Source organism: Psychrobacter sp. CR212, assembly GCF_059693765.1.
In genome coordinates this window covers 152,359-178,384 of record NZ_JCATIF010000002.1, presented here as the reverse complement: position 1 = coordinate 178,384, position 26,026 = coordinate 152,359, and the positions used below count along the sequence as shown (strand labels likewise).

Here is a 26,026-nt window from a genome sequence, read left to right as displayed (position 1 = left end):
GCATAATATATGCATAGCACATACCTGTAGTATATGAGTTTATAGGGACATAAATTATTCAATTCAGCTAAACAGTGAGTCGTAACCTTAGCCACAATTTATGCCTGATGTCGTTAAAGTTTTACGCCACTAAGAGCCATTGCCCGTAATCATTGTCACCTTGATTTATGTACCGTTACGGACAGTTACTTGAGCGTTGTACGGAAGACAGCGCTATGAAGCTAACAGATAAGAGTAACCATTTATGTTTGCTACGTTTATGATCGATCAAATGGATGCGCTGACGCTTGCGCGTATCCAGTTTGCTTTTGTTGTCTCCTTTCATATTGTCTTTCCCGCTTTTTCTATTGGACTTGCCAGCTGGCTGACCGTACTTGAGTTTCGCTGGTTAAGAACAGGCAATCCTGTTTTTGCGGAAGTTTACAAACACTGGGTAAAAATATTTGCCGTGGTGTTTGGTATGGGTGTGGTTTCAGGGGTGGTAATGTCTTACCAGTTTGGGACCAACTGGGCAGTCTTTTCAGATAAGGCGGGTAACGTCTTAGGCCCACTACTCGCTTATGAAGTACTGACTGCATTTTTCTTAGAAGCTTCCTTTTTGGGTATCATGCTCTTCGGTTGGGGCCGCGTTAGTAAGCGCATGCACTTTGTCGCCACTGCAACCGTCGCTATCGGTACGTTGATCTCAGGGTTTTGGATCTTGGCCGCCAACAGCTTTATGCAGACGCCGCAAGGCTTCATGGTCGGTGCTGATGGTCTGCTTTATCCAACCAACTGGCTTGAGATTATTTTTAATCCCTCATTTCCCTACCGCTACGCACACATGATGACCGCTGCTTTCTTGACGACTGCTTTTGTGGTTGGTGGTATTGGTGCTTATTATCTACAATCCAAAAAGCACATCGAACACCGAAAACATGGCCGCGTGATGTTGGGCATGGCGATGATCATGGCGATTTTTGTGGCACCTGCGCAGGTATTAATCGGTGATGAGCACGGGCTAAATACGCTTGAGCATCAGCCTGCCAAAGTCGCAGCCATGGAAGGTATCTGGGAAGATGAGCGCGGGGCAGCATTACGTCTCTTTGCGATTCCTGATCAAGAAAATCAAACCAATAAATACGAAGTAAAAATCCCTTATGTCACAGGTTTGATCCTCACCCATTCGTTAGATGGTGAAGTGAAGGGTCTCAAAAACTGGGCACCAGAAGACCAACCACACGTTATTATTGTGTTTTGGGCCTTCCGTATTATGGTTGGCATTGGTATGTTAATGGTGCTTGTGGGTCTATTTAGTGTCTATAAATACTTCAAAAAACAGCAGTTCAATCCTGACAGCAAGCTGTTCCACCGTGCATGGATGATGATGACGCCGCTTGGCTTTATCGCGCTACTTGCCGGTTGGTTTGTCACCGAAACAGGGCGTCAGCCATGGACAGTCTATGGTGTAATCCGTACAGCTGAAAGTATGTCACCCTTAGCAGCCCAACAGGTTGCCACTACATTGATCGGCTTTATTATCGTCTATACCTTTGTTTTTGGTGCAGGTAGCTTTTATATCTTGCGCTTGATTGGTCAAGGGCCAAAACCTTATACCGATCCTGCCGAAGACAATTTCTACGAGCATTCAGTAACCGAAGGTCAAGGTCGTACGCTGAGCGGAGATAATGATCCTGCTGGTCACACGACCAAGCAAGATATCGACACACCAGCAGATGACATCGATGATGGAGGGTTACGCTAATGTTTAATTTCGGTGATGTATTAGACTTACCCTTAATTTGGGGTGGATTGATTGCGCTTGCAGTCTTCGTTTATGTCCTGCTTGATGGCTTTGATTTAGGCTGTGGTATTTTATTTCCGTTTGCAGGCTCAGACAAAAACCGTAGTCGCATGATGAACTCTATCGCCCCATTCTGGGATGGTAACGAGACGTGGCTGGTATTGGGTGGCGGCGGTCTATTCGCAGCTTTCCCAGTCGCTTACGGCATCATCATGACAGGGCTGTACTTGCCTGTGTTTTTGATGCTGGTTGGTCTGATCTTGCGTGGCGTGGCGTTTGAGTTTCGTTTCAAATCTAGCACGCATCGCTACATATGGGACTCTTTGTTTTTTGTCGGTTCAATCACTGCAGCCTTCTTTCAAGGGGTGATGCTTGGCTCGTTGGTACATGGTCTTGACGCCAGTAACCGTCTGTTCACGGGTGGCCCCTTTGACTGGCTCACGACCTTTTCGATTGTTAGTGGTATTGCGGTCATCATTGGTTATGCGCTATTAGGCTCGACGTGGCTGATCTTAAAAACGGAGCATGACTTGCAGGTTTGGGCAAGAAAAATCTCAGGGTGGTTATTGTCAGCGCTGGTTGTCGCAATGATTATCGTGACGATCTTTATGTACTTCTCAGACATTGAAGCGCTTGAGAATTGGTTCACACTAGCACGCTTGCCTTACTTAGCGCCGATGCCGATTATTGCTCTCATATTGTTCTTTATCATGCGTAAAGATTTGACCACAGAGCGTGAATATCGTCCTTTCTTATTGACTGTCGCGCTATTTTTGATGGGCTATATTGGGGTGTGTGTGGCGATTTTCCCTTATATTGTGCCCTATCAGATGACGCTACATGAAGCGGCGGCTGCCGATACATCGCTATCATTTATGCTGGTGGGTGCGGTAATCATGTTACCTATCATCTTAAGTTATACTGCTTATGCATACTATGTGTTCAAGGGTAAAACTGATCACGAACATATGTACTAGTCATTGTAAATGACAAGCAGCTAGTAGTTAGATAAGAGGTCTTTATGAAAAATCTCAGTAAAAAACATTTGAGTAAAAAGCAAAGACAATGGGCTTGGTTTCTGGGCTTATATGCCGCAGGATTTTTGACGATCTTTACGATTGCCCAATTGATTAAGCTGGCAATGGGCGTTTAACACGGTTATCAGACAATGTCGTTACCTATGTGCTACGCGCTCAATTTACCAGCCCTTGTATTCACTCTTCATTTCTATTAGTAAAGATTGAACAAGATATAGAAATCATCTGTGTAAAAAAGCAGCGTTGAACGATCAACGCTGCTTTTTTGTGTTTACCAGTGTATTTTTGCTTATCTTATGAATTTATTCGACCTTGATGATTATCGATATCGTTTTTTTCAATAAATTCATTCACTTGTGCCAAGCGCTCGGCTGTACCGACGTCGATCCAGTTATCAGTAATCACTTCAGCAGTAATCTGGAATTTGATCATCGCTTGCTTAAGTAGTGGCGCCAATGCGGCAGGTTGTCCTGATACCAATCCCTCTACCAACGTAGGAGACATCACGCTAATACCAGCGAAAGTAAACTTGTCCGCATCGCCAACTGGCTGCTCGCTGGCAAGACCGTTATTAATAGCGAAATCACCACCATCATTGTGCTCTGGATTGTCAATCAACAACAGGTGCGCGCGCTGATCCGCGCCTAATGTATAGTCTCGCAACTGAGCAAAATCATAGGTCGTCCAAACATCAGAGTTGACTAGAATAAATGGCTCGTCTCGCAGCTTGCCTGACTGTAATGCCTGAAAAATGCCACCTGCCGTCTCTAACGGCTCATCACCTTCTACTGACCAATGTAGTTTGACTCCATATTGCGCACCGTCGCCCAAGGTATCCATCAGCTTATCCGCCAGCCATGACGCATTGATCGTGATATCGGTAATACCTGCGGCTTGTAGTGCCTTAATATGCCAGACAATAAGTGGCTGACCGCCCACTTCGACCAAAGGCTTGGGCGTTTCTAATGTCAATGGTCGCAGACGTGTGCCCTTACCAGCAGCCAAAATCATGGCTTGTGTAATCGTCGAGTTAGACATGCTTACTCCTATTTTTATTATTTAGTTTATCGATTTGATTAAGCATCATCTAGGCTGAAGCAAACTTACCTTTGTATGCAGGTAGAATAGCATCTTTTAGCCATTGATTAAAAGGTAGGACGGCATGCTTGATCGCGTCATTACCTTGTTCAGCCAGCCAGTTTAATTCAATAATTAAATCACGCATGACTTTGGGAATATCACCCAAATAGCGATCTTTGCCATCGCGTTCAGATAATCGAATAAAAATCCCTAGTACTTTTAAATGACGCTGTACGCCCATTACATTAACGTCGTTTTCAAGCTGAACCACATTATCGGCTGTGGTTAGCAATTGTTGCTTTTGTAGCTGCCAAAAGTCGTTAATCCATGCAGATACTTGGTGCTCTGGCCATTCAACATAAGCATCGCGTACCAATGATACTAAATCATAAGCATAAGAGCCGATGACGGCATCCTGAAAATCAATCACACCTAAGCGCGATGTGTCCGCTTGGTCTTGCATGAGGTTACGACTATGATAGTCGCGATGCACAATGACTTGTGGCTGTAGCAGGATTTCATTGATGAGTGCCGATTTTAAGTTTTCCCACACCTCCTCATTCAGCTCTACGCCGATATAAGGGATAAACCACTCACTAAACAGGTTCATTTCGCGATCTAATAACGCCGTATCGTAATCTGGGAGCTGATACTGAGATTTTGCAGTCTCGACTGGTACCGTTTGCAGCGCTACTAACGTCTGCATGGCAAGTTGATAATAGTCATTGATTTGCTCTGGTGTTGCATCATTCAGCAAATGAGCAAACTCTACTGCACCAAAGTCTTGTAGCACCAAAAAACCTTTTTCTAGATTTTGTGCGATGAGCGTCGGCACATTGATTGCAGGCGACATGAGCTTGGCAACATTGATGAACTGCCGCATGGCATCCTGCTCATCAGCAGAATCCATGACGATATAACGCGTATCTCCTGACCCATCAGCCTCTAGCAATTGAATGCGATGATAGCGGCGCGCACTCGCATCACCCGGTAAACTGTCTAGATCAAAGGGCTTGTCTACAAATACTTGCTGCAACCAATGCTCGAGTTGTTGTTGGCGATTGTCGTTATTGTTATCGGTCATGTCAGGCTCTATAGTGGTTTTATCAGTCATAATGGGCATCACAGGTTAAATATAAATCATAAATAATTAAAGTAGTGATAAGTCAGGCAAATACTTGCTAAAATGGTCATATCTTAAGCCGCAACAACTGCGTTAGTAGACATATCAAGATATCATTCAGTAATTTAACGATAAGCTGAAATTTTTAGCTCATTTAAAAGTAGCTTGGCTATATTATAAATTTTGGTAAATAGTGTAGCTGATTTGGTTTTTTTTGACTATGATTAGTCGTCATTATATGTAAAACAGCCAAATTCTTGAGATGACGCTATCGATGAGTGATTTTTTAGCCGTTCATTAACAACTCTGTCTTGTTGAATAATACGACTATGCAATTCAGTATCGCAATCCAATAGGCTCTGCAATCATAGGTGTGCCCTTGTTATATTCTCCGCTTTACCAAAGCATTCGTTTGATCTTATTTGGTGCCTTAGGCTTATCTAGCCTAACGGTTAATGCTGCCATCAACGATGCTGACACACAGACAACTGAGCCATCAAGTGCTGGTAGTACGAGCAGCTACCTTCCTGATACCAATAACAGTAATGTCACTCAAAGCAGTGATTACAACGATATCCGTTATAAAGACGCGCGCTCACAGATCGATAATTCTCAAAGAGCGACTCCTGCCTCTGATTTTGATGACACCCGTTTCGCAAGCGATGCTAAGTTAGAAGACAGCGCCTCCGATGATGTTTTGAATATCACAGAGATTAATGAGTCTTCTGATACTGCCTCGATACAACCATCAAATATGCCAGATAGCGATCAGGTAAGCCGCGACACACGCGCTAATGCTATAGCTACACCTGAAAATAGCGTAGCGGATAACCGTCAGCTAGATATCAGTGATGAGAGCATTCAAGACAGTCTAGTGCGTTTGGCAGAATTCTATGAGCTTACACCAGAGACTCCTGTCTCAAATGACGTGGATAATATAGAAGATGCTGAGTCAGATAACATACAGAGTACTTTAGCGCCTACAGCGCAGACCATTCCAAAAGTCGGTAAAAACTTACGATTATTGCCAAACGCTATAGATAGTGCACAACGCTGTGAAGGTCAATGGGTCTATCCAAAGAGCAACCCTAATTATCAGCGTGCTGTGAATGAAGCTGGCGGTGCAAATGGACAACCCGTACCTGATGTCGACAGTATTCCCAACAATCAAGCACCTTTATTCACAGAGTCAGACTATGGTTATTACAATAATATCAACTATGCTGAGCTATCAGGTAATGTGAAAGTCGATCAGGGCACCCAGCATATCGAAGCAGAGAAAGTTGTGATTGATCTAAGCAATGGCGTGGCTGCTGCACAAGGTAGAGTCATGTTTACCGATCAGGCGACAGGACAATCACTGCAACGTAGCAATGCACCAAGCAACGCTCAAGCCAGCTTTAATGAAAGAGCAAAAAAAGGTGGTTTGATTGGGGTTGCAGACAGCTTAAATTATAATACTGAAACTGGACAATCAACAGCCAACGATGTGGCTTTTGCTAGTGTTGAGCTACAAGCACACGGCTACGCTAAACGCTTGAATAAGCCCAATGATAGTGAGTACGAGTTGGACGAGGTGATGTTTAGCACCTGTCCACCCACCAACCGTAAATGGCAATTTGATGCCAAAAGTATCGATTTGAATACTGATACAGGGCGCGGTGAAGCCTATAATACGACTTTTCGCATTGCTGACGTGCCCGTCTTTTATCTCCCCTACTTTAACTTTCCAATAGATAGTCGTCGTAGTAGCGGATTTTTGTTACCAAGTGCGAGCGTGAGTAGCGAGAGCGGTGTTGAGATTGATGTTCCTTATTACTTCAACCTAGCGCCCAACTACGATGCCACGCTCAATACGCATGTATATACTGATCGTAATCCTATGCTCTCAGGTGAGTTCCGTTATTTGACCGAAAACTATGGAGAAGGCATTTTTAACGGTTCATACTTGCCTAATGACAAAGAATATAATGACGAAGATCGTAAAAGCTTTTTTTATGATCATTATTGGTCATCCAAAAGTATTCCGCGGTTAAGTGGTGATGCCAAATATAGCTATGTATCAGATGCAGACTATCTTGATGATTTTGATACCTTAGGTTTATCAGATAACACCATCAACCTACCAAGGCGTGCTCGAGTTAATTATTATAATGATTACGTCGATGGTGAGTTAAAAGTAGAAACCTTTCAAACGTTAGATGCGTTTACTGATAACGGTGAGGCTCTAGAGGATAAAGACAAACCCTATTCACGCCTACCACAACTAAAGCTCAACTATCGACTGCCGTGGGCGAAGAACTTTGACATCACTGGTGTACATGATTCTGCCTATTTTAAGAAGTCTATTGATGATGGCTCTGAGAATGAAAAGAGCGGTGCACGCATTTATAACAAAATAAGTGCCGTCTATCCGATGGAGAAGTCTTGGGGCTATATTAGACCGAAGCTAAGCCTACAGCATCTCTACACTTCATATGATGAGGACAGTTTGGCAGATAATAACATTAGTGAAGGAGATGGTAGCCAATCAGTATTCGTGCCGCAAGCTAGCATTGATGCAGGTCTGAATTTCTACCAAGCAGGCTCACCCTTTGGCGCTTTTGATGACACCATGGGTGGCTATCGTCTGCTTAGCCCGCGGGTGAAATACACGTATTCACCGTACAAAAACCAAAACGACATCCCTAACTTCAATACTCGTATTGCCTCTATCAACTATGAGCAGCTATTTTCAGACAGTTGGTTCTTAGGGCATGATCGCTTGCAGGATCTGCACTCTATTACGCCTGGCGTCAATTATCGTTACATCGATGCAACGGGTGTGACACGTTTTGATGGTAGCATTGCAGAACAGTTCTATATAGATGACGGCCGTGTCACGCTTGATGATGAGCAACGAGTTTTCAACTCTTCTTCCTCAGGCATGGTATGGGATACCAGTACCCAACCTTACAATAATTTTTGGGTTGATGTGAGCGGTGCGCTGACTAACGACTATGATTTGAACTATATCACGACTGAGCTACGTTATCAGCCATCAGACAATAGCTTGTTCAATGTGGGCTATGTCAAGCGTCAGCGTGATGAAAATACGGATCAGTTGCCATTGTCCGCATTTACCGCCTCTGCTGTTTTCCCTATCAACAATAGCTGGCGGATATTGGCTCAAGGTCAATATGACTATAATAGTAATAAGATGCTTGATTCACTCATCGGCGTTGATTACGAAGATTGCTGTTTTGGCTTTGCAGTTTACGGTCGTCGTTACTATAATGACTTAAACGTCAAAGACGAGCCAACACAAGCTATTATGGCGGAAATTAGATTAAATGGGCTTGGTAGTGGCAGTAGCCGCTTAACACGATTGCTCTCTGATAAGATATTAGGCTTTGAACCTGTCCAAACTGCATGGAAAGACTAACGAGATTTTTTGCTAGATTATCGCACTATTTGCACAAATATTTATAAGATATTATCTATAACCCTACTATAGGCCACGCTGTCAAATATTTGATTATTAAGTATTGGATTGCGTTGACCGACTACCATCCGATGCGATGACATTGATGAGGAGCATCATGAGATTTTTTTCTTTACGTCAAACTAGCCGCGCTGTATTGCTATCTATGAGTGCCAGTCTTGCACTGACATTAAGTGCTCAAGCAGCGCCTGTGAAACCTGCCACAGCACAAGCCTCGACTACTGCTAATCAGAATGCAGTAAGTCGCTTGACACCTGCCAATAGCACCGATGGTATTGTCGCTTTAGTCAATGAAAACGCTATCCTAAAAAGTGAATTGGTCGATGCCATTACACAAACCCAAGCCCGCGCACGAGCAGCAGGAGAACCTATTGCAAACTCAGCACAACTGCAGTCAGAGGTACTAAACGCGCTTATCTTGCGTGAATTGCAACTATCAATGGTAAAACGTGTCGGCCTATCTCCTGATGAGACCGAGATCAATCAACGCCTTGCTCAAATTGCTCAATCTCAAGGGCTTAATAGCATCTCAGCATTACAGCAACGCTTAGATGCCGCGCGTCCTGGTAGTTATGCCGCATTACGTGCTCAACTGATCGAAGATGCTGCTATTCAAGAGCTACAGCAGCGTCAAATCAGTCGCCGAGTACGCATTAGCGAGCAAGATATTGATGCATTTTTGGCGTCGCCTGAAGCAAAACGTTTGAACCAAAGTGAATACCAAACTGTGCATGTACGCGTTCCTTATATAGATGACTACAGCCGTCTGTCAGCAGCTCAACGTGAGGAAGCGCTAAAAGTTGCACAGGATTTGCGTACTCGTTTACTTGAACCAAATGTCAATGTCTCTGAAGCTGTTGCTGCAAGCCAAGGTAGCTATCCTATCCCTATTCAAGGTGGCGATATGGGCTTTCACAAAGCGGCCTCCCTACCGACAGAGCTATCAAGCAAAATTACCAACCTCGATATTGGTGCAGTTAGTGAGCCGTTACTAACGCCTGAAGGTATCGATATCGTTAAGCTGGCTGATAAAAAAGCCAGTGATACCATGCTAATTCCGCAGTGGCACACTCGTCATATCTTAGTAAAAGTCGATGAGTTACAGACAGATGCACTGGCTGAACAGAAAATTAATGATTTGTATGAGCAACTGCGTAATGGCGCTGATTTTGCTGCCTTAGCATCAACCTATTCAGACGATCCAGGATCGGCTGGACGCGGTGGTGATCTTGATTGGGTCAGTGAAGAAGATATGGTGGCTCCATTTGAAGCCACAATGAAAAACACAGCCGTTGGTGACTACTCTGCTCCATTCAAAACTCAATTCGGCTGGCATATTTTAAAAGTTGACGGTAAGCGTCAGCAGGATGTGAGCGAGCAATATCGTCGCAATATGGCACGCCAAGCTTTGTATCAACGCCTAGCGCCTCAAGCACAAGAAGACTGGTTGCAAGAATTGCGTGCAGGTGCTTACATCCAAGTACTCGGTTAAAGACTTACGTTCAACTGCTTGGTCATAAGTTAATACACTGAACGCTAATAATACTAATTAGCTTGCACAGAAAAAGGGTATATGCCAATGCATATACCCTTTTTTTATTTAGAAATTGACTGCCAGTTAATTAGAATAATGGATAGCAAACCGCCTAAGTACAATTAACTTAACAGACGGTTAAACCAATCTATTCAGCTGTGTATGGCAAGAATATTACAAATCGATAGAGGATGCACAAAGAAAAGCCCCGAACCTAGGGCGATTGGTTCGGGGCTTCAGTGCTTCATGTTATTGTTATTATCTCTCTTCCATGTTGACTCATCCTAAGTCATAAACAGTAACGTATAAGACAGCGGGCTGACCTGTTCTTTTATTGATACCGTCTCAACACTGCATCCTTGCGTATCCTTGTGTTGATGAATGTATTATAGGACAATCAATTTGGTACGAATAGAAGCTAAAGACCTTATTTGACGTAAGCATATGCTTACGTTATAAGAATAAACTTTAACCTATACGTCGCACTTCTTATCAACTAAAACTGCCTTGCGCTTCTTTGCGTTCATCTGACATTTTCTTGCCTTCTTTTTTACCTTCTTCAATCTTGCTATCTGCTTCTGCTACATCTTCTGCTTCTGCAGTAGGCGCATTGCCTTCCTGCTTGCTCGTTTCTTCTGGCTCATATTGTAAAGTCGTCATGACAGGAAAATGATCAGATCCTATAGACGGCATACGTTTGATATCAACTACTGTAAAGCAAGCACTATGGAAAATGTGATCCAATGCCCAACGCAGAAATGGATATTTGACATGAAAGGTGTTGATAAAGTGTCGCCCAATACGAGGATCTAGCAGCCCAGAAATACGCTGAAAGCGGCGCGTGGTTTTTGACCATGCCACATCGTTGAGATCACCAGCCAATATCGCGGTTTGCTTATTTTCTTTGATGTGTTTGCCAACCATCAACAGCTCAGCATCACGCGTGGTAGATTTATCAGCCTCAGTTGGACTTGGAGGCATAGGATGCAAGCAGTATAGCCAAATCACTCGTCCACCTTGCAAGCGTAACTGCGTATGAATAGAAGGTATGTCATCAATCATTAGGTACTTCACTTCAGGATCTATGAGCTCAAGCTTAGAGTACAGGTGCATACCATATAGATTGTCCAACGGCACTTTTACGGTATATGGATAATCAGACTCAATTTGCTGTAAGGCTTTCTCCCATTTTTTATCAGTTTCAAGCGTAATTAAAATATCGGGCTGTCTATGCTTGACCAAATCAACCAATTTTTGTGTTTCATTATTGGGTGTTAATACATTTGACACCATGATTTTTAATTGATGTGCTTGCCCTTCTGGTTTGTCCTTTGCTTTTTGAACTTCTTTTTTCCATAGCTTGGTATACGGCAATACCATTCTTAACTGGAACGCTAACGTGATGCTAAGCACTATAAATAACAACCATTGTCCCAGTTGCCACTCTGAGAAAAACATGATCATGCCAATCCAAGCAATAATGCCCAGTACCATTATCTGAATGCGTGGGAATTCGACGCCACGTACCCACCAATTATCCAGTGGCACCCAACCCCAGATCGTTACAAATGCGATGAATCCTGCTAGCCATTGTAAGCTGTAATATAATAGTGAGAGATCCATAGTATGTGATAACCGTTTATTGAGATGATAATGGGGCCAATAATGACATGTGCTGTGCCATTCACTCCATGACAACGCACATCATTATCTTAACTGAACTGATTTTTAAATGAACTGACGTCAAGTATTAATGCTAGAAGCTTACTTTAGCATTTCATAAGATTTTCGCCTATATATGAGTCGCGATTCTGCAACAACTGCCATAAAAATTTACAATACCTACCCAATCAAAATAATAAGTATTTTATCGAAAGCCTTATTCTTTATAGGCAACCAAATATATTTTGCCAATACCTAAGCGCGACTCTAATAATAACGTAAAGTTATAGTACACATAGTTAATAGTGTATGGAAAACGAGTAAATAATAGCCAAAACGCCTTGCTTTTTTGTACCATTCACGGCATTGTTATCGGTTGGTGATGCAACAAATAATTGTAAATAGGACTGAATTTCATGAGTAATTTAACAGTAGGCTTGGTAGGCTGGCGCGGCATGGTAGGATCAGTATTGATTCAACGTATGCAAGAAGAAAATGACTTTAACGGTATTACGCCTGTCTTTTTTTCAACCAGTAATGCTGGTGGTGATGCGCCAAAATTCGACGGTATTAAAACTGGCCAACTAAAAGACGCTCATGATATTGAAGCACTCGCTGCCTGTGATGTGATTATTACTTGCCAAGGTGGTGATTATACGTCAAAAGTTCACCAACCACTACGTGATAGCGGCTGGACTGGCTATTGGGTTGATGCGGCAAGTACGCTGCGAATGAAAGACGATAGCATCATTATTCTTGATCCAGTCAATCGCAGCGTCATTGATGACGCCCTAGCCAGTGGCAAAAAAGACTTTATCGGTGGTAACTGTACCGTATCTTTGATGCTGATGGCTATTGGTGAGCTGTTCAATAAAGGTTGGGTCGAATGGGTCAGCGCGATGACCTATCAGGCGGCTAGTGGCTCTGGTGCCAATAACATGCGTGAGCTTATCTCAGGTATGGGTGTTTTGCATGACGCTGTACAAGATGAGCTGGCCAACCCTGCTAGCGCCATTCTTGATATTGATAAGAAAATCGCTCAGACACAGCGTTCAGCAGACTTCCCTACACAGTACTTTGGTGTGCCGCTTGCCGGTAGCTTGATTCCTTATATCGATGTACAGTTAGAAAATAAGCAGTCAAAAGAGGAATGGAAAGGCGGCGTTGAGACTAATAAGATTCTTGGTAATGACGAAGCTAGCACGATTCCTATCGATGGTATGTGTGTACGTGTCGGGGCAATGCGTTGCCATGCGCAAGGTCTAACCATCAAGCTCAAAAAAGATATCCCTCTAGAAGAGATTGAAGCCGCCCTAAAAAATAGCGACAACGAGTGGTTGGACTTGGTCGAAGACGACAAAGAAGCCACTATGAATCGCTTAACGCCAGTCGCAGTGACTGGTACATTAACAGTTGCATTAGGCCGGTTGCGTAAGCTCAAAATGGGCCCTGAGTATTTAGGTGCCTTTACCGTTGGTGATCAGCTCCTGTGGGGCGCAGCAGAACCATTGCGCCGTATGCTGAATATCATTCGTGAGCAAAATAACTAAATCGAATAACCAAAATATCAGATAAAAAAGACAGCAAGTGCTGTCTTTTTTGTGCGGTCAATAACCTAAATGGCTAAGAACAATGACTATAGTCGGTTCACTATAAAATCGATACAATAAGATTAAACGCTATTTTTCGCAGCCTCTGGAGACGTAGTCACAGCAAGCAAGAAAAATAGCGTTTAATCAAATGAATTTATTATCCTGTATCGTTTTTATTTAGACTTAACTATATATGCCCTAGCGCCCTAGTATCCTTGTATTACTTTTGCTCATACGCAATCATTACCTCGTTACGACGTAAAAATGGCAATGCTCATGGCTCATCGTAACGTGCCAATTCTGGCTCACCTGTAGGCGTTAAATGTTTGCTTTGCATCCAATTTCGCAGTTCTTATGTCCTTTTATCTACTTTATCACTTCCAGTAAATCCTGAGAATTTGATAATGTCATCATTTTGAGCTCGTACTTCGACGATTTCGACTTCTGGGTTATTTGGTTTTGGTGACGTCTCCATCGTATATTTGCTGGGCATCGCGAATTGTACGCGCCGCTTTCCGTCATCTTGCTGCATACTGACTGACTATATTGACAGAATGAATATCAATATCCAAAAAACCCCTAACAATGCTATAATTAGCGCCATTTTCATAGCTCATATATCGGTTAACATATGCAATTTGTCTTACATAAAACAGCCAGCGGTGCAACGCGTGCACGCCGCGGCACCGTTCATCTCAATCATGGCGACGTACAGACGCCTGCCTTTATGCCTGTTGGGACTTATGGTACGGTCAAAGGTATGCTGCCACGTGATATCGAAGCCATTGGTGCTGATATCATTTTAGGCAACACTTTTCACCTCTGGTTACGCCCAGGCACGGAAGTGATTGATAAATTTGGCGGCTTGCATAAATTTATGCATTGGGACAAGCCTATTTTGACGGATTCAGGCGGCTTCCAAGTATTCAGTCTGGGGGCCATGCGTAAAATTACCGAAGAAGGGGTTAACTTCAAATCGCCTATCGATGGCGCCAAAGTATTTCTTTCTCCTGAAAAATCCATGCAAATCCAGTACAGCTTGAATTCAGACATTGTCATGCAGTTCGATGAATGTACGCCTTATCCAGCGACTCATGATGAAGCAAAGAAATCTCTAGAGCTATCACTACGCTGGGGACAACGCTGCGTTGATGAGCACAATAGACTGGGTAGCACCAACGCATTATTCGGTATCGTACAAGGCAGTATGTATCCCGATTTGCGCCAGCAATCACTCGAAGGTTTGCTAGATATCGGCTTTGATGGTTATGCTATCGGCGGTCTTTCAGTTGGTGAGCCAAAAGAAGAGATGATAGACGTCCTAGACTACCTGCCTGATGATATGCCAGCAGATAAGCCGCGCTATCTAATGGGCGTTGGTAAGCCTGAGGATTTAGTTGAAGGCGTACGCCGCGGTGTGGACATGTTCGATTGTGTGATGCCAACTCGTAACGCGCGTAATGGCCATTACTTTGTGACGGGCGATGCAGACAATGCTGGTGTGGTACGTATCCGTAATAGCCAGTATCGTAACGACGAAGGCCCATTAGATCCTGAATGTGACTGCTACACTTGCCAAAACTTTAGCCGTGCTTATTTGTATCATCTTAATAAATGTAAAGAGATGCTGGGTGCTCAGCTAGCCACCATTCACAACTTACGCTATTACCAACGTTTGATGCAAGGTATCCGAGAGGCCATTGAGCAAGATCAGTTTGATGAATTCGTTAGCGAATTTTATAATAAGCGTGGACAAACCATTCCTGAGTTAAACTTGCGTTAATCCATTTTAGTATTTATTGATATTATTAGACATAAAAAGGGCTTAAGAATTATCTTAAGCCCTTTTTATGTGTGCTGCTTTTATCACTCAATGATTTACATGTCTAAATCATTGTAAATAACTATTAGCCCATCAGTGAGGTAACAAATACCACGATCACAGCGATTGGCGCGATGAATTTTGCAACAATTTGCCAAAGCTGCCATGTCGCATTAGATAAACCAAGCTCTTGCTGAATACTACGCTGATCCATTTTCCAACCAACAAATACGATAGCCGCAAGACCTGTTAGAGGTAACAGGAACTTACTGGTAATCTTGTCTAGTGCATCAAAAATACCATTACCCATGATAGTAAATTCAGACCATAGGTTAAACGATAACAATGCGGCAATGCCTAATAGCCAAATCACAGTACTGGCAACGATAGTCGATACGGTACGGCTCATCGACGTACGCTCTTCTAGCAGCTCAACCGTTGGCTCTAGTAATGAGATAGATGAGGTGACAGCTGCAAAGGTAATAAGCAAAAAGAACAATGCACCAATGATAGTACCCGCACTCATGCTACCAAAAGCAATCGGTAAGCTGACGAAGATCAGACCAGGACCTGACGCAGGATCTAGACCGTTACTAAAGATAATTGGGAAAATGGCTAAACCAGCCGCCAAAGCGATAACCGTATCCAAAATAACAACGGTACGTGCAGTTTTTAGCAAGTTCACTTCGCGGCCCAAATACGAACCATAAGCAACCATGATGCCCATACCAATCGATAGCGTGAAGAAGGCATGACCTAATGCTGCAAGCATAACGTCAGCCGTCAGCTTGCTCATGTCTGGCGTGAACAAATAAGCAACTGCCTCACCAAAACCGCCATTCATTATGTTATAACCAACGATAACGAAAAGGATCACACCCAATAGTGGCATCAAAATCTTGGCTGCTTTTTCGATACCACTCGTTACACCAATACCAACGATAACGGCCGTTAAAATCATGAATACAGTGTGCCAAATCGTCAATGTACCGGCTGATGCTAGCATCGCATCAAAGGTCGCAGCCACAGAATCACTATCTTGACCTGTAAAGCTGCCTGACGCCACTTTGGTGATATAGTTAAGTGCCCAACCACCGATCACACTATAGAAGGATAGAATTAAAAAGCCACCCAAAATACCAGTAGCACCAACGATGGTCCAGCTACGAGATTTACCTTCGCTAGCAGCCACATCCGCAAACGTGTTGACTGGGTTTTTTTGTCCACGGCGACCAATGAGCCATTCAGCAACTAATATTGGAAAACCGACTAGCGCGATACAGAATAAATAAGCGATAACGAAAGCTGAACCACCGCTCTCACCCACCATATATGGAAACTTCCATATATTTCCCAAACCTACTGCTGAACCTACTGCCGCTAACACGAAGCCAAAACTTGAGCTCCATTGTGCATGTTCTTGTTTATTGATAGCCATTTTTTGCGTCCTCGTACTTCAAATAACGCTACTGACAATCCTCCTTGATCATCATAAATAGTCACTACTACTATCAAACTATTTAGTAAACACTTCAATATGGAGTGCCCCGTAACATTAAGAAAGAATTGTTTACAATATCATAAACGCTCAGTTTCTGCTAAGCGACCAAAAAAGTCAAGCACTCATAAATATAAAAAGCCATAACAATTGGTTATGGCTTTCAGCAATATTATCTTTTATTAATAAAATTTAGGCAGATTAAAACTGTAAAAAACGACTATCTAGCCTAGCTTCTATCGTAGCTCAATATGCGTTTAACGCACCACCCCGCGACGACTTTTTTGTAGTGAATCAATCAACAATTGAACTTTTGGCTCTTGAGATAGTAGCTCACCTTGCAGAACCTCTAAAGCTTGCGCTGTCGTCAAACCGGATCTAAAAATAGTACGATACGCTTGGCGTAGGACATCAATGGTTTCTTTCGACCAATCTTTTCGGCGCATGCCTTCGATATTTAGACCATGAGCTTTTGCTGGATTACCAGACACCATCGTAAACGCTGCGACGTCTTTTAAAATCAAACTAGCACCGCCGATTAAGCTGTAATCATCTACTGTACAAAACTGATGAATACCTGAATTGCCACCGATGATTGTATGGCTGCCGATAGTCACATGACCTGCAACACCCACATTATTTGCCAGCACATTATGATCGCCAATCACACAATCATGCGCCACATGAGTATTGACCATCAACAAGTTATGACTACCTATCTTGGTTAGCTCACTATCTTGTGCAGTACCGCGATGTAGGCTACAAGCTTCGCGAATCGTATTGTGATCGCCAATCTCAAGCCAAGTACGCTCACCTGCATACTTTAGATCCTGAGGATCCTCTCCAACACTCGCGAACTGATAAAACTGGTTATACGCACCAATACGAGTCAACCTAGTTACAACGACATGCCGATGCAACACAGTATGTGGTCCAATTGACACCTCATCACCAACGATACAGTAGGGACCAATGATGGCAGTCTCATCAATCTGTGCAGATGGTGAAATGAGTGCTGTAGGGTGAATCTGACTCATGATGTGGGCCCTTGTATCATTTAATGCAAATAAATAGTCAGCCAAATACAGCCAGTTTGGCTTAATGAATGAGGCCAATATCCGCTGCTTTGTTAAATATCAATATAATAGCTCATTATAATTGTGAAGATCGATTCGATATAGCGCTTTATGAATGCTAACTTATTACAAACTTAGGCACTTTTACTGTCTTTGATTTTTTGCTGCTCTTGACGCGCAATCATGATTTGAGCACTCGCAGCAAGTTCGTCTTCGACATGCACCGTACAATCAAACTTATAAATACCATGGCGCTGCATCACTGTCTTGGCACGAATGGTGAGTTGATCACCAGGAATGACTCGGCGCTTAAAACGCACTTTATCCACACCAGCAAACAAATACAGATAGCCATCTTCTGAAGTCAGACCTGCGGTAATGAACCCAAGTATGCCTGAAACCTGTGCCATTGCCTCTACCATCAATACCCCTGGCATGATTGGCTCGTCAGGAAAATGCCCATTAAAAAACTCTTCATTAATGGTCACATTTTTGATACCCGTAATGCATTCACCAGGCGTACAAGCGACAACTCTATCGATCAGCATAAAAGGATAGCGATGCGGCAAATAGTGTTTAATCGTATGATACGTTAGTGGTAATGTAAGACCCTGCTCAGCCAACTTTGCAATGTCTTCGTCAGTTGGAGTATCTATGTAGGTATTGCTCATAATGAGGCTTCCTTGCAGCATTTAAAATATTGATTGTTTGTATTCGTATTAGTCACGGCCCATCTGACGAAAACGCACCGCCGCACGTCGCCAGTGCGCAGTTGGCATAGCAGCTGTTCCAGAAGAGTATGAGCCAGCCGTTTTGATCGATTTAGTGACCATGGTCATACCAGATAAGACAACATCATCTGTGATTTCGATATGGCCTGTGATACCGACAGCGCCGCCGATGATACAGCGTTTGCCAATTGTCGTACTACCTGCGACACCCGTTTGGGAGGCAATCGCCGTACCATCTCCAACACGTACGTTATGGGCGATTTGGACTAAATTATCAATAATCACATGATTGCCAATAACCGTATCATCGATAGCACCGCGATCAATACAGGTATGACTACCAATACGCGCATGATCACCAATCACCACGCGGCCTAACTGCGCAATACGCTCCCAGCCTGATACGCTCGGGTCTTTAGTAGGCGCAAAGCCAAACCCTTCAGCACCGATACTCGCGCCCGCATGTAGTCTGACGTGATTACCAATGAGACAATTATGTCCAATAACGACTTGCGATTTGATAACACAATCAGTCCCAATCTCAGTATGTGCCTCGATGACCACATGCGCCTCTAGTGAGCTACGCGCGCCTATCTGCACATAATCTCCAATCACACAAAAAGGACCAATATTGACCTGATCACCAATCACAGCGCTATCAGAGATCACAGCACTAGGATGGATTCCAGCAGATAGTGACTGACGGGCAAATAGTTGGCTAGCGCTGGCATAAGCTAGGTATGGGTCAGAGACAACCAACGCTAAGGCCGACTCAGGTACTTGGTCACGATACGCTTGGGTGACCAATACTGCACCTGCTTGGCTACCGGACAAACTAGAGATATAGTGAGGGTTTGCCAAAAAGCTTAGCTGCTTTTGGTCAGCAGTAGTCAAACTTCCAACACTGTTAAATGGGTGACGTAACTGCTCAGCACTAATATCAGCCTTATTGATAATGGGCTGACGCTGCTCAATCCGAGTGATAAGTTGCTCAATCGTTATCATAATGACTATTAATAGACTATTGTTATATATAAAACGGTCGTCAAAATAACAATGTGTTTTGACGACCTACTGGAAACTAATGACATTCTAACTTACTTAGACAAATATTTGAGAACGATTAGATATATTTAGATAATATTGGCGATCTAGAATGTATTACCAATCTGGAACTGGACTTTTTCAGTTTCGTCGCCTTCTTTATCACCAAAAGGTACGGCATAGCTGAGTGAAATTGGACCAATTGGTGTATACCAAGTCACACCTGCACCTGCACTAAAACGGAATTCGTTGTCTTGGGTCAATAGTGGTACACCTGTATCCTCACCGGTGCCAGGATTAACGAAGGTACGGTCTTCTTTGTCACTTGTATCGAATACCTGACCACCTTCAGCAAATAGTACTGGACGCACTTGATCTGCCCAATCGCCTTTAAACGGCATTGGTAGAATTAGCTCGGTACCAAAACTAACTAACGCATTACCACCAACCTCTTCTGTACTATACGTCTGATTAGCGGGATCGTTAATAGCATCATAATAAGCTTGCGACTTAGGTCCTAACGTTGAAGACTCATAACCACGTACTGAACCATAACCACCCGCGTAGAAGTTTTCATAGAATGGCAAATCATTACCATAGCCAAGTTTGGTATAACCGCGCGCGATCCAATCTTTATAAAGCGGATAATACACGTTGCCGCGATAAACGAGTTTCTGATAGCTAGAATCGCCAAGGCCAATGGTAGCATCAACAGTGTGACTCATGCCTTTGGTCGGAAACACTGGGCGATCTAGTGTGCTGTAGTCCCAGCCCAATAGTAAGTTGTAAGTCTGATAATCATTTTTAAAGCCAGTACGACCTTCGAAATCTCCAGTGAAGTCTTCAACAGTACCGCCATCATCGATGATTTCTTGTGCGTTTGATATGCCGAGGAAACGACCACCACGTACTGTCGTGTTGTCGACATTTAGACCAGCACTGACACGCTTGGTCTCATCCACAGGATAGCTATAATTTAGCGTAGCACCGTAGGCATCAGTGACATAATTACTGACGTTTCTATCATCGTATTTGGTTTCGCGATAGTAAGCACTCACCCCTTGTGAGACGCCATTTTCTGTAAAGTATGGATCGGTATATCCTAAGCTATACGAATCACGTGTCTCTGAGCGTGATAGTGCGGCTTTAACGCGGTTACCAGTGCCCATAAAGTTATTTTGGGTTAAATCCAACTGAAAAGTAACACCGCCGCTCTGCGAGTAACCTGCTGCAATCGTTGAACTACCAGAAGGTTGCTCTTCTACGGTATAGTTGACATCTACTTGATCTGGCTGATTGGGTACTGGTTTTACATCAACGTTAACAGCTTTGAAGAAACCGGTACGCATAAGACGTGTACGTGAAAGCTGGATTTTTTCGCTAGAGGCAAGAGAGCCTTCTAACTGACGCATCTCACGGCGCAATACTTCATCTTGAGTTTTTAGATTGCCTGTGAAGTTGATACGGCGAACATAAATAGGACGTGCAGGATCGATATAATAATCCACGTCAACCATTTTGGTGTCGTCATTAATGCGTGGTACAGGTCTAACTTGAGCTAAATAATACCCTTCGTTACCATAGCGTCTTTTGAGCGCAGCTGTGGTGTCATCCAGTTTGGCCTGTGAATATTTTTCATTAGGCGCAAAAGTAACCAACTCTTTTAGTTCGTCGTTATCAAAAGTAGGCTTACCTAAGAAATTGACGTCACCAAACTGATACTGCTCACCTTCACTCAAACTGACTTCGATGAACACACTACGTTTATCTTCACTAATATTGAGTACCGCGTTATCTACTGCGAAACGCACATAACCATCGTTTTGATACAATGCTTTTAAATTGTCTAAACTGGCGGCCAGTTTTTCTTGTGCATATCGATCAGATTTTGATAGCAAGCGTGTCCATGATGATTCTTTTACAGCAAAGATATCTTTGATCTCTTCATCACTAAAGTGTTTGTTGCCAATCACATTGATATCGACCACTTTGGCAGGCTTACCTTCGATGAAGCGCACATCAAGTTTGACGCGGTTACCATCAAGTACCGTCTGATCTACTTCAATATTACTGTTGTAGTAACCTTGGCTGATATACTGCTGTTGCAGCTCATTAGCAACGCCTTGCAGGGTCGATTGCTTCAGTACATTACCGACAGACAGTCCAGCATTCCCAAGGCCTTGCTCAAGCCCTTCTTTGGGAATGAGTTTGTTACCTTCAAAATTCACTTCGGCAATGGTTGGACGTTCAATAACATCAAACCTTAGATTGCCACCTTCGACACGGCTTTGAATATCAGCAAAGTTTTCAGTGGCGTATAGTGCCTTGATACTGGCAGCTAAGCTACTGTCATTTACCGTATCTCCTACCGTAATAGGTAGAACCGGATAGAGGCTATCAGGGGTTAGGCGTTGTAAGCCATTGAAACCGATGTCAGTCACTACAAATTCTGCAGCCTGTACCGGCATACTCATCATCGCTACAACTAACGGCAACCCAGCCGCGCTCATAAATAAAGGCGTACGCATAAACACTATCCGTCAATAAAAAACTTGCTAAAGTTAAGTTAAAAAGCATATGTTGTCCAGCCCATTTGCACAAAGTCGCAACTCCATGCATGCCTGACTCAGAACACTTTATATAAAAAGAATCACAAAATAAACTAAAAATTACGATTAGTACAGAGGCTATGACACAAATTATCTTGCGTATAATAGCAACAATCAAAGCGTAAGAGCCATTAAACCATTAGTATATCGTGCTTTATTGATTACATTACTCATTAACCGGTCAAAACAGCCTACTGATGTCATTACCAATTGCTAACACCATGAAACCTGCCAGTAAGAGTAAACCGATATTTAACCCCACCATTTGCACCCCTTCAGAGAGCGGTTTACCGCGAATCAGTTCGATAAAATGATAAACGATATGACCACCATCCAATACTGGAATCGGTAACAGGTTCAATACAGCAAGACTCAGGCTAATCAATGCAGCCGTCGATAATACCATCTGCCAACTGATATCAAAGCTTTGCTTGGCGACTTTGGCAATGGTAATCGGACCTGACAAGTTATCCAGACCAATCATACCTGAGAGCATTTTCCCCATCGAGCTTACCGTCATCACGGCTAGCTGCTCAGTCTTCTCGAACGACTTGACCAATGACTCGCCAGGGCCATAAACCACGGTGGTTTTGTAGGCATCAGGAATAACAATCTCAGTCTGATCAACCATGGCGCCAATTTGACCGTAATCATTACCCAAGTTGTCTTTTTTACCTTGCGGCATAATTTGCAATTGCACCGTTTTGTCATCACGCAATACGGTAAAATCAAGTAACACCTCGGGATTATCACGAATAATACGCGTGGCGCTAATCCAATCGTCAATGTTTTGATTATTGATGGCGGTAATACGATCGCCCACCTGTAGACCTTGACGGCTAGCCGCACCATCAGGCGCCAATTCACCGACAATCGGGGCAATCTGTGGCTGCCACGGTAACATACCAAAGCTGGTCAATGCATCTTTACCTTGTGCATCACCCTGCATAAATTGTGTGACTGGTGCTTGATAGGTTTTGATCGACTGATTGGTTTGAGCATCTGACTGTAGTGTAATACTCACATTGTCTGTCTCACCCATCCGTCCTGCAAGGCGATAATTGATACCTTCCCACGTCTGTACATCGTGCCCATCAATCGCAACAATCTTATCACCGACAGGTAACTGCGCCATCGCAGCTGGAGTATCTGGCAGTACTTGCCCAATTTTGGTAGCCAATTGCTCAGACGGCGTCATAAACAACACCCAAAAGAGCGCAATAGCAATGATGAAATTCATGATAGGCCCAGCGGCGACAATCGCAATCTTCTTGAGCGGATGCTGATAATTAAACGCAAGATGCTGTTCATCTTTTGCGACATTGCCTTCACGCTCATCAAGCATTTTGACATAGCCGCCCAGTGGCAATGCTGAGATACGATAATCGATGCCACTTTTTTTGCTGGTCCAACCAAATAGTTTAGGGCCAAAACCGATAGAGTACGTTAATACTTTGACGCCGCACATCCGTGCCACGATATAGTGCCCCCACTCATGTAAGGCAATGAGTGGACCTAAGACAAATATTGCCGCAAGAAGCGTTAATAAAAACGTCATGATCTTTTCTCAGTATTGTTGCTTAGCATCTTTTATCAACATCAACATCTTCACTGATATCGTTTATTAGTACCATTTTTAACCAAGAGGCTATTTATGGCTAATGATGGCTACGATTATGCCAATTTTGCCACAAGCTTATCAGTAAGGTGACGCGCTATCTTGTCAATGGCTAATATATCTTCTATATCAGCCGTTTCAGTTAATGGTGGCAGCTGTATATCGTTTAAGGCACGCTCATTGATATCAGCAATGTCAGTTAAACGAATTTGTCCATCCAAAAACGCCGCCACTGCGATTTCGTTGGCTGCATTTAGTACAATAGTCGCCTGCGTACCTGCTTGCATTGCTTGACGAGCAAGGCGTAGACAGGCAAATTTTTGCAGATCAGGCTCAATGAACTCCAAACCACTAAGTGCATATAAATCTAATGGCTGCGAACCGCTATCAATACGGCTCGGGTAACTGAGCGCATGGGCAATTGGGGTTTTCATATCTGGACTGCCAAGCTGTGCCAAAAAGCTACCATCGCTATATTCTACCATTGAGTGAATGATACTTTGTGGATGAATGACCACATTTATCTTATTTTCAGGCAGATCAAACAAATGACAAGCCTCGATCAACTCAAGCCCTTTATTCATCATTGTGGCTGAGTCGACAGATATCTTCTGGCCCATTGACCAGTTAGGGTGCTTGACTGCCTCTGCGACAGTTGCTTGCTGCATCTGCTCAAAAGACTGCTGCAAAAATGGGCCACCTGAAGCCGTCAACCACAGTTTGCGTACACCATGATTTGGCTGATGAATTTGGGTATTGTCTTGCTGAATAGCGAGTGGTAAGCACTGGAAAATAGCATTGTGCTCAGAGTCGAGGGGTAACAACGTCGCATTATGTGTTTTGACCGCATTGATCATGACCTGCCCTGCCATCACCAGCGCTTCTTTATTGGCGAGCAAAATACGCTTACCTGCGCGTGCTGCGGCTAAGGTAGAAGGCAGTCCTGCTGCGCCTACGATGGCAGCAACAACCGTATCAGTTTGTGAATCAGTGGCTATATCTACTAGACCTTCCTCACCCCCTACTACATCACTATCAATCCCTGCTGCTTTAAGCTTTTTGGCAAAATCATCCACAGCGGCTGTTGGCACGCTGACGCGCTTAGGCAAAAACTGCTGACAAAGCGCAAATAGCTTATCTAAACGGTGGTAGCCTGACAATGCATAAACTTCATAATGTTGCGGTTGCGCCGCTAATATTGCTAACGTGCTATCGCCTATCGAGCCTGTCGCGCCTAGTACGGCGATGCGTTGCGTCATAACCATTAATGCCTATGATATTTAATATTTAGAGAAGGAGAAAAGAATAAATGAGGTTTAAAAAATATAAAGGATAATAAGACTATGTAGTAACAAATAAGACCGTTGTAAAAGACTAACCAAAACGGTCACTTCGCTTACTTATCACACCATAAAGTCAGCTAAGTGACTTTGTCTTATACCACAATCAAAGTCTTATACCACAATCAAACCTAGCTGCTGTATCGCCCAAAAGCCAAGTGCAAATATCGGAGTTGCAGATAGCAATGAATCAATACGATCAAGTACACCACCATGCCCTGGTAAGATGGTACCAGAGTCTTTGACATCAGCACGGCGCTTGAGCATTGATTCAAAAAGATCACCAAGCACAGAAGCCAGAATCGTTAGCGCCGATAGTGCCACAAAGGCGACTAGCGCTGCGCCCGTCAGTTGTAGCTTAAACACACTGATCGCAACGACTACCAGTAGACCTGTAATCAAACCGCCGACCAATCCTTCCATACTCTTATTGGGTGAGACATTGGGTGCCATTTTTCGGCGGCCAAGCTTACGACCAACAAAATAAGCACCGCTATCAGCACACCAGACCAATAAAAACACATAAAGTAGCCACCATGCTGATAGCTGCCAGAGGTAAAAAATCGCAGTAATAGAGGCTGTCAAAATAACCACACCCAACAACGCTAGATGTTTTCCGTACCATTTTGTCTGTGTTGGGAATGCACGTACCCAAGACAATGCCATCAGCCATATGACAAACGAGGCCGTCCACCAGAATAACCAAGTCACCTTCAACATAAGCGATACGACAGTTATCACTAAAACTAATAGCACAAAGACAATAGGTTGACGCCACTTCGGCATCAACTTCGCCCACTCATGAGCTGCGATAATGACGCCAACGGCTAAAAGCGGTGCGAATAAAATAGGGGTTTGGCTCGCAAACATTGCAATACCAACGATAATAACGAGAACTATTGCCGTTCTAATTCGTTGCCACATACTTATCGAGCCTTATAATAATGAAGAAGGTACAGTCAAAAAAATGCATTATAACAGTTGATAGACCTG

At 43.5% G+C, this 26,026-nt stretch carries 19 protein-coding genes; 7 read left to right on the top strand and 12 right to left on the bottom strand.

Annotated elements, in window-relative coordinates:
- Positions 1-244 precede the first annotated feature (244 nt).
- The 3 genes from AC58CZ_RS05125 to AC58CZ_RS05115 are packed head-to-tail and all read left to right on the top strand — an operon-like array spanning position 245 to position 2,936.
- Positions 245-1,744: a cytochrome ubiquinol oxidase subunit I gene (locus AC58CZ_RS05125; RefSeq protein ID WP_494223858.1), complete on the top strand. Its 1,500-nt coding sequence runs from the start codon at positions 245-247 to the stop codon at positions 1,742-1,744.
- Positions 1,744-2,760, top strand: a complete 1,017-nt coding sequence (gene cydB / locus AC58CZ_RS05120) for a cytochrome d ubiquinol oxidase subunit II (RefSeq protein ID WP_494223859.1) — start codon at positions 1,744-1,746, stop codon at positions 2,758-2,760. Before AC58CZ_RS05125 ends, cydB begins: the two co-directional genes overlap by 1 nt.
- 44 nt (positions 2,761-2,804) lie before the next feature.
- The gene (locus AC58CZ_RS05115) at positions 2,805-2,936 is read left to right on the top strand and encodes a hypothetical protein (RefSeq protein ID WP_263281220.1); all 132 of its coding nucleotides are present in this window, start codon (positions 2,805-2,807) and stop codon (positions 2,934-2,936) included.
- 178 nt (positions 2,937-3,114) lie between these two features.
- On the opposite strand, the gene murU is transcribed toward AC58CZ_RS05115, so the two are convergent.
- A complete protein-coding gene (gene murU / locus AC58CZ_RS05110) occupies positions 3,115-3,858 on the bottom strand; it encodes an N-acetylmuramate alpha-1-phosphate uridylyltransferase MurU (protein ID WP_494223860.1) in 744 nt (247 codons plus the stop codon).
- Positions 3,859-3,907: 49 nt separating this feature from the next.
- On the bottom strand, positions 3,908-5,023 hold the full coding sequence (locus AC58CZ_RS05105) for a phosphotransferase (protein WP_494223861.1): 1,116 nt from the start codon (positions 5,021-5,023) through the stop codon (positions 3,908-3,910).
- A gap of 379 nt (positions 5,024-5,402) precedes the next feature.
- Here AC58CZ_RS05105 and AC58CZ_RS05100 point away from each other — a divergent pair, with 379 nt between their 5' ends.
- Both AC58CZ_RS05100 and AC58CZ_RS05095 read left to right on the top strand, forming a co-directional pair.
- Entirely contained in the window at positions 5,403-8,447 is a 3,045-nt protein-coding gene (locus tag AC58CZ_RS05100; protein WP_494223862.1) for an LPS assembly protein LptD, read from the top strand.
- Between the two features lie 157 nt (positions 8,448-8,604).
- Positions 8,605-9,999 (top strand): peptidylprolyl isomerase, encoded by a 1,395-nt coding sequence (locus AC58CZ_RS05095; protein WP_494223863.1) that lies wholly within the window; start codon positions 8,605-8,607, stop codon positions 9,997-9,999.
- A 534-nt stretch (positions 10,000-10,533) separates the two neighbouring features.
- Here AC58CZ_RS05095 and AC58CZ_RS05090 read toward each other — a convergent pair.
- Positions 10,534-11,664, bottom strand: a complete 1,131-nt coding sequence (locus AC58CZ_RS05090) for an endonuclease/exonuclease/phosphatase family protein (RefSeq protein ID WP_494223864.1) — start codon at positions 11,662-11,664, stop codon at positions 10,534-10,536.
- A 455-nt stretch (positions 11,665-12,119) separates the two neighbouring features.
- Here AC58CZ_RS05090 and asd point away from each other — a divergent pair, with 455 nt between their 5' ends.
- Positions 12,120-13,253, top strand: coding sequence for an aspartate-semialdehyde dehydrogenase (gene asd / locus AC58CZ_RS05085; RefSeq protein WP_494223865.1), 1,134 nt, complete (start codon positions 12,120-12,122; stop codon positions 13,251-13,253).
- Positions 13,254-13,647: 394 nt separating this feature from the next.
- Here the strand turns inward: asd and AC58CZ_RS05080 are convergent, their stop codons facing one another.
- Entirely contained in the window at positions 13,648-13,827 is a 180-nt protein-coding gene (locus AC58CZ_RS05080; protein ID WP_494223866.1) for a heme-binding protein, read from the bottom strand.
- A 99-nt stretch (positions 13,828-13,926) separates the two neighbouring features.
- Between AC58CZ_RS05080 and tgt the strand changes: the two genes are divergently transcribed.
- Positions 13,927-15,078 carry a tRNA guanosine(34) transglycosylase Tgt gene (tgt, locus tag AC58CZ_RS05075; RefSeq protein ID WP_494223867.1) on the top strand — a complete coding sequence of 384 codons (1,152 nt, stop codon included), beginning with the start codon at positions 13,927-13,929 and terminating at the stop codon, positions 15,076-15,078.
- Between the two features lie 124 nt (positions 15,079-15,202).
- Here the strand turns inward: tgt and AC58CZ_RS05070 are convergent, their stop codons facing one another.
- From AC58CZ_RS05070 to AC58CZ_RS05035, 8 genes are all read right to left on the bottom strand, one after another.
- Positions 15,203-16,555: a sodium-dependent transporter gene (locus tag AC58CZ_RS05070; protein WP_075106239.1), complete on the bottom strand. Its 1,353-nt coding sequence runs from the start codon at positions 16,553-16,555 to the stop codon at positions 15,203-15,205.
- Positions 16,556-16,872: 317 nt separating this feature from the next.
- Positions 16,873-17,652 carry an acyl-ACP--UDP-N-acetylglucosamine O-acyltransferase gene (gene lpxA / locus AC58CZ_RS05065; protein ID WP_494223868.1) on the bottom strand — a complete coding sequence of 260 codons (780 nt, stop codon included), beginning with the start codon at positions 17,650-17,652 and terminating at the stop codon, positions 16,873-16,875.
- 173 nt (positions 17,653-17,825) lie between these two features.
- Complete coding sequence (gene fabZ, locus AC58CZ_RS05060; RefSeq protein ID WP_494223869.1) at positions 17,826-18,362, bottom strand: 3-hydroxyacyl-ACP dehydratase FabZ; 537 nt, start codon at positions 18,360-18,362, stop codon at positions 17,826-17,828.
- A gap of 48 nt (positions 18,363-18,410) precedes the next feature.
- A complete protein-coding gene (gene lpxD / locus AC58CZ_RS05055) occupies positions 18,411-19,427 on the bottom strand; it encodes a UDP-3-O-(3-hydroxymyristoyl)glucosamine N-acyltransferase (protein WP_494223870.1) in 1,017 nt (338 codons plus the stop codon).
- 146 nt (positions 19,428-19,573) lie between these two features.
- Positions 19,574-21,994, bottom strand: a complete 2,421-nt coding sequence (gene bamA, locus AC58CZ_RS05050; protein WP_494223871.1) for an outer membrane protein assembly factor BamA — start codon at positions 21,992-21,994, stop codon at positions 19,574-19,576.
- Positions 21,995-22,256: 262 nt separating this feature from the next.
- Positions 22,257-23,633 carry an RIP metalloprotease RseP gene (gene rseP, locus AC58CZ_RS05045; RefSeq protein ID WP_058023668.1) on the bottom strand — a complete coding sequence of 459 codons (1,377 nt, stop codon included), beginning with the start codon at positions 23,631-23,633 and terminating at the stop codon, positions 22,257-22,259.
- A gap of 116 nt (positions 23,634-23,749) precedes the next feature.
- On the bottom strand, positions 23,750-24,958 hold the full coding sequence (ispC, locus tag AC58CZ_RS05040; protein WP_494223872.1) for a 1-deoxy-D-xylulose-5-phosphate reductoisomerase: 1,209 nt from the start codon (positions 24,956-24,958) through the stop codon (positions 23,750-23,752).
- A gap of 189 nt (positions 24,959-25,147) precedes the next feature.
- On the bottom strand, positions 25,148-25,957 hold the full coding sequence (locus tag AC58CZ_RS05035; RefSeq protein ID WP_494223873.1) for a phosphatidate cytidylyltransferase: 810 nt from the start codon (positions 25,955-25,957) through the stop codon (positions 25,148-25,150).
- Positions 25,958-26,026 lie beyond the last annotated feature (69 nt).